Here is a 6,371-nt window from a genome sequence, read left to right on the forward strand (position 1 = left end):
CGCGTCGACGGGGAGGGTCCGAATATGGCACTGGACAAGCAGCTCGACTGGCTGCTGGATGATTTGACGCGGCGGGTCCACCAGGTCCGGCACGCCGTGGTGCTGTCCAACGACGGGCTGGTGACGGGCGCGAGCGCCGGTCTGGCGCGGGAGGACGCGGAGCACCTGGCGGCCGTGGCGGCGGGATTGCAGAGCCTGGCCAAGGGGTCGGGACGGCACTTCCGGGCGGGCGAGGTGCGCCAGACGATGGTCGAGTACGACGAAGGGGTCCTCTTCGTCATGGCGGCGGGCGCAGGCAGCTGCCTGTGCGTCCTGAGCGCGGCCGAGGCCGACATCGGTCACGTCGCGTACGAGATGACCTTGCTCGTGAACCGGGTGGGCGAGCACCTGGGCGTCGCGGAGCGCCGGATCACGGGCGGCTGAGGGGTTCTGACCTGCGGTGATCGGAGTTGTCCACAGCCCCCGCGCGGTGTTGTCGCGCTGAGTTACGGTCTTCACACACAGTAATTACTTCTGGTGGGGAGAGCGTGATGACACAGACGACGCAGGAGACGCGGACGTCGGCGCAGATGCCGCAGGTGGCGCGGGTGCCTCGGGTGCTGCGGGCACGGACGGTGGCGTTACCGAGGGACGCCCCGGCGCCCCACCAGCCCGTCGGTCGCGGGGAAGCGGTCGAGGGGCTGGTGAGCGGCGGGCAGGCCGCGGGGGAACTGGAACTGAGCCGGAGCGAGTTCGCGCGCGCGGTCCAGTTGGGCATCGTGCGCGCCGGTCCGCCGACGCCGGGCGGATCGGCCCGCTTCACCCGGACCGAGCTCGACCGGGTCCGGTCGGCCGAGGGGTTCCCGCACGCGCTGCGCGAGCAGGTGGAGACCCTGGCGGGAGCACAGGGCGCGGCGGGCGTCCTCGGGGTCGGCCCGAGCCGGTTCACGCGCCTCGCGCGCTGCGGGCACATCACCCCGGTGGGATACCGGATCAACCGCTACCGGACGGTGGTGTGGCTCTATCTGGCCGTGGAGCTACGGGACTTCGCGACGGCCATGCCCGAGCTGCTGCGCGGCAGCGCCCCGGAGGCGGACCGGGAACTGATGGCGGCCAAGGCCGATCTGAGGCCGCGCGCCTGGCGCGAGCGGCATGTCGGTCTGCTGCTGAGACGAACCGCCGATCCGTGGGAGAAGGCGGCCGTGCTGGCCTCCGTACTCCCGGAGGCGGACGTACGGGAGGCCGTGCCCGATCCGGAGGAGCGGATCCTCCTCGCGGCGCTGACCCCGCCCGTGCCCTACGGGCATCCCCAGGTCCCGGCGGCCGCCGCGGTGGCCGAGCGGCTGCTGCGGGCGGAACCGCCGGACGAGGTCGCCCGGTACCGCAGCAGCCTCGCATGCGCGGTGACCGGGGCCAGGGGTCAGTCGAATGCGACGGGGGAGAGGGGGCCGACGTAGACCCAGGCCCCGGCCTCGCGCGAGAACGTGCTGTGCTCGTGGAGCGAGCCGGTGTGCCGGCCCTCGCGGTAGTACGCCCGGAACTCCACCGAGCCCTCCGTCTCGAACATCCCGCCGCGCTCGGTGGCCAGGATCTCGAGCCGCTCCCAGCGCTGTCCGGGGTCGAGGTCGAGCACGCCCGGCCGCGTCGAAGGGTGCCAGGAGCGCAGGAGATAGGCGGTGTCGCCGACGGCGAAGGCGCTGAAGCGGGAACGCATCAGCAGTTCGGCGGTGGGAGCCTGCCGCTCACCGGAGTGGAAGCGGCCGCAGCACTCCGGGTAAGTGGCGGGCAGGCCGCACGGACAGGGCAGGGCCGGGGTGGGCATGGGTGCACTCATTCTTCGGGACGGGGGTCGGGCTACTGGGGCGAGACGGCCGGAGTGAAGGCCTTGGCGCCGTACGGGCGGAAGAGGCCTTCCTGGACCACCGAGACCAGCAGCTTGCCCTCCAGGTCGTAGATCCGGCCGCGGGCCAGGCCCCGGCCGCCGTGCGCGATGGGCGACTCCTGGTCGTACAGGAACCACTCGTCGGCCCGGAACGGCCGGTGGAACCACATGGCGTGGTCGAGCGAGGCCATGTCGAAACCGCGCATGCCCCACAGGGGTTCCACGGGGATGCGCACGGCGTCGAGGAGGGTCATGTCACTGGCGTAGGTGAGGGCGCAGGTGTGCACCAGCGGGTCGTCGCCCAGCGGGCCGACGGCGCGCATCCACACCGCGCTGCGCGGATCGGCGTCCTTGAGCTCGTCGGGCGTCCAGCGGAGCCGGTCCACGTAACGGATGTCGAAGGGCTGGCGGCGGGCCATCCGCTCCAGCGCCTCCGGCAGCGCGCCGAGGTGCTCGCGGATCTCGTCCACGACCTTCGGCAGCGTGTCCGGGTGCGGGAAGTCGAGGCGGGGAGGCAGCTGGTGTTCGATGCTGCCCTCCTCCGGGTGGTGGAAGGAGGCGGTCAGATTGAAGATGGTCTTGCCCTGCTGGACCGCGGTGACCCGGCGCGTGGTGAACGAGCGCCCGTCGCGCACCCGCTCCACCTGGTACACGATCGGCACCCCGGGGATACCGGGCCGCAGGAAGTACGCGTGGAGCGAGTGGACGGGGCGGTCGCTCTCGGTGGTGCGGCCGGCCGCCACCAGCGCCTGGCCGGCGACCTGGCCGCCGAAGACGCGCTGGAGGGACTCCTGGGGGCTGGCGCCCCGGAAGATGTTGACCTCGATCTGCTCCAGATCGAGCAGATCGACCAGTCTCTCGGCGGGGTTCGTCATCAGAAGGTCTCCACTGTCGGGCCCGGCGGCCGTGCCGGCGCCGGTGGGTTGCGGGTGGGGGTCAGAGCTGGCCCAGCTCGCCGACCGAGGTGACGCGGATGACGGCCCGGCCCTCCTCGTCGGAGGCCGCGAGGTCGACCTCGGCGCTGATGCCCCAGCCATGGTCGCCGTTGGGGTCGGCGAAGGTCTGGCGGACGCGCCACAGGCCGTGGGCCGGGTCCTCCTCGATCTGGAGCAGCTTGGGGCCGCGCGCGTCGGGGCCGGTGCCCAGGTCGTCGTACTCGTCCCAGTAACCGTCCAGGGCGTCGCCCCAGGCGTCCGCGTCCCAGCCCGCATCGCCGTCCAGCTCGCCCAGCACGTTGACGTGGTCGAGGGCGGCGAGCTCCACCCGGCGGAACATGGCGTTGCGGACCAGGACGCGGAAGGCGCGGGAGTTCGCCGTGACCGGCTTGACCTGGTCGGCCTTCTCCTGGGCCTGCTCCGCCGTCTCCACCTCCGGGTTCGCCAGCTGCTCCCACTCGTCGAGCAGGCTGGAGTCGACCTGGCGGACCAGCTCGCCGAGCCAGGCGATCAGGTCCTGGAGGTCCTCGGACTTGAGGTCGTCGGGGATGGTGTGGTCCAGCGCCTTGAACGCGCTCGCCAGATAGCGGAGCACGATGCCCTCGGTGCGGGCGAGTTCGTAGTACGAGGTGAACTCGGTGAAGGTCATCGCGCGTTCGTACATGTCGCGGATGATCGACTTCGGGGACACGGGGTGGTCGCGGACCCACGGGTGGCTCTTGCTGTACACGTCGTAGGCGTGCAGGAGGAGCTCTTCGAGGGGCTTGGGATAGGTGACCTCCTGGAGCCGCTCCATCCGCTCCTCGTACTCGATCCCGTCGGCCTTCATCGCGCCCACGGCCATGCCGCGTTCCTTGTTCTGCTGCGCGGCGAGGATCTGACGCGGGTCGTCCAGCGTGGACTCGACGACCGAGACCATGTCCAGCGCGTAGGAAGGGGACTCCGGGTCGAGCAGGTCGAAGGAGGCCAGCGCGAAGGTGGACAGCGGCTGGTTCAGCGCGAAGTCCTGCTGGAGGTCGACGGTCAGGCGGATCGAGCGGCCCTCGGCGTCGGGGGTGTCGAGCTTCTCGACGACCCCGCCGTCCAGCAGCGAGCGGTAGATGGCGATGGCCCGGCGGATGTGCCGCAGCTGGGCCTTGCGCGGCTCGTGGTTGTCCTCCAGCAGGTGGCGCATCGCCTGGAAGGCGTCGCCGGGCCGGGCGATGACCGACAGGAGCATGATGTTGGTGACCTTGAAGCGCGAGGTCAGCGGCTCCGGGTCGGCGGCCATGAGCTTCTCGAACGTGATGTCCGACCACGCCACGAAGCCCTCGGGAGCCTTCTTCCGGACCACCTTGCGGCGCTTCTTCGGGTCGTCGCCCGCCTTCGCCAGAGCCTTCTCGTTCTCGATGACGTGCTCGGGCGCCTGGGCCACCACATAGCCCGCCGTGTCGAAGCCGGCCCGGCCGGCGCGGCCGGCGATCTGGTGGAACTCACGGGCGCGCAGCGTGCGGACGCGCGTGCCGTCGTACTTGGTCAGCGCGGTGAACAGCACCGTGCGGATCGGCACGTTGACGCCGACACCGAGGGTGTCGGTGCCGCAGATGACCTTCAGCAGACCGGCCTGGGCCAGCTTCTCCACCAGGCGCCGGTACTTGGGCAGCATGCCCGCGTGGTGCACGCCGATGCCGTGGCGGACGTAACGGGAGAGGTTCTGGCCGAACTTGGTGGTGAAGCGGAAATTGCCGATCAGCTCGGCGATCTTGTCCTTCTCCTCGCGCGTGCACATGTTGATGCTCATCAGCGACTGCGCTCGCTCGACCGCCTGGGCCTGCGTGAAGTGCACGATGTACACCGGCGACTGCCGGGTCTCCAGCAGTTCCGTGATGGTGTCGGTGATCGGCGTCGTCACGTACTCGTACGACAGCGGGACGGGCCGCGTCGTGGAGCGGACCACCGAGGTGGGCCGGCCGGTACGCCGGGTCAGGTCCGCCTCGAACCGCTTCATGTCGCCGAGCGTCGCGGACATCAGGATGAACTGCGCCTGCGGCAGTTCCAGCAGCGGGATCTGCCACGCCCAGCCGCGGTCCGCCTCCGCGTAGAAGTGGAACTCGTCCATCACGACCTGGCCGATGTCGGCGTACTTGCCGTCGCGCAGCGCGATCGAGGCCAGCACCTCGGCGGTGCAGCAGATCACCGGGGCGTCCGCGTTCACCGAGGCGTCGCCGGTCAGCATGCCGACGTTCTCGGTGCCGAAGAGCTTGCACAGGTCGAAGAACTTCTCCGAGACCAGCGCCTTGATCGGGGCGGTGTAGAAGGTGACCTTGTCCTGGGCCAGCGCCGTGAAGTGCGCGCCGGCCGCGACCATGCTCTTGCCGGAGCCGGTCGGGGTGGAAAGGATCACGTTCGCGCCGGAGACGACCTCGATCAGCGCCTCCTCCTGCGCCGGGTACAGGGTGATGCCCTGGCCCTCCGCCCACGAGGAGAAGGCCTCGAAGAGTGCATCGGGGTCGGCGTTCGGCGGGAGCTGATCAATGAGGGTCACACCCCCCATCTTGCCTGGCTTCCCACCGGATGCGGGAACCGGCGGACGGAAGGAAGATCATCGACGGTACGCTGTGCCGTCGACGAGGCCCGAACGACACCGTCAACGGGGCCCGACCAGCACACGACCGGGGCGGGGAACGACCATGATGGGTCCGGCGCACTCACTGTCAGGGGCAGCGGCCTGGCTGGGGGTGGGCGCGGCGGCGGCTGCCGTGGGGCATCCGATGCCCTGGCCCGTGCTGGTCGTCGGGGCGCTCATCTGCTCCGGAGCCGCCCTCGCTCCCGACCTCGACCACAAGTCGGCGACGATCTCCCGCGCCTTCGGACCGCTCTCCCGGGTCCTGTGCGAGGTCGTGGACAAGATCTCCTACGCCGTCTACAAGGCGACCAGGGCCCCGCGCGACGCCCGCCGCACCGGCGGCCACCGCACCCTGACCCACACCTGGGTCTGGGCCGTCCTGATCGGCGCGGGCTCCTCCGCGCTCGCCGTGACCGCCGACCGGTGGGGCGTGCTCGCCCTCCTCTTCGTCCACCTGGTCCTCGCCGTCGAAGGGCTGCTGTGGCGGGCGGCCCGGATGTCCAGCGACGTCCTGGTCTGGCTGCTGGGCGCGACCAGCGCCTGGATACTGGCCGGCGTGCTCGACCAGCCCGGCAACGGCTCCGGCTGGCTCTTCACCGGCCCGGGCCAGGAGTACCTGTGGCTCGGCCTGCCGATCGTGCTCGGCGCCCTGGTCCACGACATCGGCGACGCCCTGACCGTCTCCGGCTGCCCGGTCCTGTGGCCCATCCCGATCGCGGGAAAGCGCTGGTACCCCATCGGCCCGCCCAAGATGATGCGCTTCCGGGCCGGCAGCTGGGTGGAGCTCAAGGTCCTCATGCCGGTGTTCATGCTGCTCGGCGGCGTCGGCGGAGCCGCGGCCCTCGGATTCATCTGAGACGTGCCCGGCCCACGGACGAGGCCCCCGGGGGGGCCCCGGTGGGTAAAAACAGGGCCGGGGCGGGGGGCGGGGGGGCCCCCGGCCCGGCCCCGGACCCGCGCGGCGCCGCAA

6 protein-coding genes are annotated in these 6,371 nt (G+C 71.1%); 3 read left to right on the forward strand and 3 right to left on the reverse strand.

The genetic code is table 11. The annotated features are described in order from the left end of the window. Positions 1-24 precede the first annotated feature (24 nt). Positions 25-423, forward strand: coding sequence for a roadblock/LC7 domain-containing protein (locus ABZY44_RS23180; protein WP_356656769.1), 399 nt, complete (start codon positions 25-27; stop codon positions 421-423). A 107-nt stretch (positions 424-530) separates the two neighbouring features. Further along, positions 531-1,436 (forward strand): DUF6397 family protein, encoded by a 906-nt coding sequence (locus tag ABZY44_RS23185; protein ID WP_356656771.1) that lies wholly within the window; start codon positions 531-533, stop codon positions 1,434-1,436. Here ABZY44_RS23185 and ABZY44_RS23190 read toward each other — a convergent pair. From ABZY44_RS23190 to ABZY44_RS23200, 3 genes are all read right to left on the reverse strand, one after another. Continuing rightward, positions 1,400-1,801 (reverse strand): YchJ family metal-binding protein, encoded by a 402-nt coding sequence (locus ABZY44_RS23190; protein WP_356656773.1) that lies wholly within the window; start codon positions 1,799-1,801, stop codon positions 1,400-1,402. The two genes, ABZY44_RS23185 and ABZY44_RS23190, sit on opposite strands and share 37 nt — an antisense overlap. 32 nt (positions 1,802-1,833) lie before the next feature. After that, positions 1,834-2,736, reverse strand: a complete 903-nt coding sequence (locus tag ABZY44_RS23195; RefSeq protein ID WP_356656775.1) for an acyl-CoA thioesterase II — start codon at positions 2,734-2,736, stop codon at positions 1,834-1,836. Positions 2,737-2,797: 61 nt separating this feature from the next. Then, positions 2,798-5,320 (reverse strand): DUF3516 domain-containing protein, encoded by a 2,523-nt coding sequence (locus ABZY44_RS23200; protein ID WP_356656777.1) that lies wholly within the window; start codon positions 5,318-5,320, stop codon positions 2,798-2,800. Between the two features lie 145 nt (positions 5,321-5,465). Here ABZY44_RS23200 and ABZY44_RS23205 point away from each other — a divergent pair, with 145 nt between their 5' ends. Then, complete coding sequence (locus ABZY44_RS23205; RefSeq protein ID WP_356656779.1) at positions 5,466-6,257, forward strand: metal-dependent hydrolase; 792 nt, start codon at positions 5,466-5,468, stop codon at positions 6,255-6,257. The last annotated feature ends 114 nt before the right edge of the window (positions 6,258-6,371 follow it).

Origin of the sequence: Streptomyces sp. NPDC006544 (assembly GCF_040611715.1) — a bacterium.
In the GTDB taxonomy this organism is placed as follows: domain Bacteria; phylum Actinomycetota; class Actinomycetes; order Streptomycetales; family Streptomycetaceae; genus Streptomyces.

Coding starts and splice junctions, on each gene's coding strand:
- ABZY44_RS23180 (WP_356656769.1), top strand. CDS start 25: ATGGCACTGGACAAGCAGCTCGACTGGCTGCTGGATGATTTGACGCGG.
- ABZY44_RS23185 (WP_356656771.1), top strand. CDS start 531: ATGACACAGACGACGCAGGAGACGCGGACGTCGGCGCAGATGCCGCAG.
- ABZY44_RS23190 (WP_356656773.1), bottom strand. CDS start 1,801: ATGCCCACCCCGGCCCTGCCCTGTCCGTGCGGCCTGCCCGCCACTTAC.
- ABZY44_RS23195 (WP_356656775.1), bottom strand. CDS start 2,736: ATGACGAACCCCGCCGAGAGACTGGTCGATCTGCTCGATCTGGAGCAG.
- ABZY44_RS23205 (WP_356656779.1), top strand. CDS start 5,466: ATGATGGGTCCGGCGCACTCACTGTCAGGGGCAGCGGCCTGGCTGGGG.